The organism is Comamonas sp. B-9, assembly GCF_000410635.1.
Classification (GTDB): Bacteria; Pseudomonadota; Gammaproteobacteria; order Burkholderiales; family Burkholderiaceae_C; genus Comamonas.
Genome location: NZ_KE148636.1, coordinates 39,492 through 41,314 on the forward strand (window position 1 = coordinate 39,492; position 1,823 = coordinate 41,314).

General features: G+C 66.3%; 3 protein-coding genes. All 3 read left to right on the top strand.

The genetic code is table 11. The annotated features are described in order from the left end of the window. The first annotated feature begins 105 nt into the window (after nucleotides 1–105). Nucleotides 106–387, top strand: coding sequence for an AlpA family transcriptional regulator (locus H928_RS0118920; protein ID WP_023123353.1), 282 nt, complete (start codon nucleotides 106–108; stop codon nucleotides 385–387). A 26-nt stretch (nucleotides 388–413) separates the two neighbouring features. Beyond that, on the top strand, nucleotides 414–1,271 hold the full coding sequence (locus tag H928_RS0118925) for a replication initiator protein A (RefSeq protein WP_011517539.1): 858 nt from the start codon (nucleotides 414–416) through the stop codon (nucleotides 1,269–1,271). Between the two features lie 253 nt (nucleotides 1,272–1,524). Continuing rightward, nucleotides 1,525–1,823: AAA family ATPase (locus tag H928_RS0118930; protein WP_021027908.1), on the top strand; the 299-nt coding region annotated here is incomplete at its 3' end.

The following is a 1,823-nucleotide window of genomic DNA, read 5'->3' on the forward strand; positions in this document are numbered from 1 at the left end:
AGAGAGCGCAAAACGACCCTGAGCAGGAGGGCTTCGTTTTCTGAGACTGCCTTCATCCGGTTGCGCTGTGTGGCCGGAGCCCTGCAACCGATGGAGGTTCTCACCATGCGTCCTGCTCCCTTGCGGCCTGCCGCTACTGTCTCGACCGCTGCCGCGCAGCCCCAACGCTATCTCACCAACGACGAAGCCGCCGAGTACCTGCGCCTGTCGCCGCGCACGCTGGAAAAGCAGCGCGTGCTGGGAGGCGGTCCCAAGTTCCGCAAGTTCGGCCGCCGCGTGATGTACGCCGTGGTCGACCTCGATGCCTGGGCCGCCGAGCGCAGCTTCGAGAGCACGTCCGAGCCCGAGTACGCCGAGCAGCATTCGGCGGACAGCCGTGCGCGCTGATCGCTGGCGCGCGGGTGGCCTTCGCCATGTCCAGCCCCGCGCTGCCCATGCGGCAGCGACCGATGCAAGAGCGCGAACAGCTCGATCTGTTCCGCGCCTTGCCGGGCGACATGGCGCCGCGCGACAGCCAGGACTTGATGGCCTTTCCGTTCTTCTCGCTGGCGAAGTCGCGGCGCACGGCGCCGATCGACTTCCGCGCCAGCGGCATCACGATCCGCGTGGAGGGCACGCAGGAGCATGGCATCGCCACGATTTGGGATGCGGACATCCTGATCTGGGCTGCAAGCCAGATTGTGGAAGCCCGCGATGCGGGCTTGCGCCCGTCGCGGCTGATGCAGGCCACGCCCTACGAGATCCTGCGCTTCATCGGGCGCGGTACGTCGCTGCGCGACTACCAGCGCCTCAAGGCGGCCTTGGATCGGCTGCAGTCCACGACCGTGGCCACGTCGATCCGCGAGACGACCGGGCGGCGCCTGCATCGCTTCTCATGGATCAACGAGTGGAAGGAACTGGCCGATGCCAAGGGCACCCCCTTGGGGCTGGAACTGATCCTGCCGGACTGGTTCTATGCGGGCGTGCTCGATGCTGCCCTCGTGTTGACCATCGACCCGGCGTATTTCCGGCTGACGGGCGGGATCGAGCGATGGCTGTACCGCCTGGTGCGCAAGCACGGCGGGCGACAGCCTGGCGGCTGGCAGTTCGACTTCCAGCACCTGTACCGCAAGTCGGGCAGCGTGGCGCGGTACTACGACTTCGCCGCCGACCTGCGCGCACTGGTGGTGCGGCAAGCCTTGCCTGGCTACCAGTTGGGCATCGAGTACGTCTCGGGCATTGCCTCGCCGCTGCTGACGTTCCGGCCCGTGCCGTCCACGGCACGGGGATAACTGCTGCGCAGCCTGTGGACGGACTCGTGCTATCAGGCAACAGAGGTATCGTGCTATCAGGCAACGAATCCTCGTGCTATCAGGCAACAAAACCGGCCGCAAAGCTAATACTGGCGCGGGTTTCGGCCTCTCCTAACTTCCCTAACTTAAATACTCTAACTGGTAGTAGCAGCGCCGCGCCTCGGTGGACAACCGCCACAGGACGCGAAGCGCAGCGGCAACAGGCGGGCTTTCCGACACGGAGGGTCCGGTCATGATCGTCGCGCTGCTCAACCAGAAAGGCGGCGTGGGAAAGACCACGCTCGCCACCCACATCGCCGGCGAGCTGGCGATGCGCGGGCAGTCGGTCATCCTGCTGGATGCCGATCCACAGGGCTCCGCGCTGGACTGGACACAGCGCCGCAGCCAGCAAGGTTTGCCAAGGCTATTTAGCGCCGTGGGCCTCGCACGCGAAACGCTGCACCAGGAAGCGCCAGAACTCGCCAGGCGGGCCGATCACGTCGTCATCGACGGGCCACCCAGGATCGCTGCCTTGGCGCGCTCCGCGCTGCT

Bases quoted from the DNA above. Each gene is read 5' to 3' on its own strand.
- H928_RS0118920 (WP_023123353.1), top strand. From the start codon at position 106: ATGCGTCCTGCTCCCTTGCGGCCTGCCGCTACTGTCTCGACCGCTGCC.
- H928_RS0118925 (WP_011517539.1), top strand. From the start codon at position 414: ATGTCCAGCCCCGCGCTGCCCATGCGGCAGCGACCGATGCAAGAGCGC.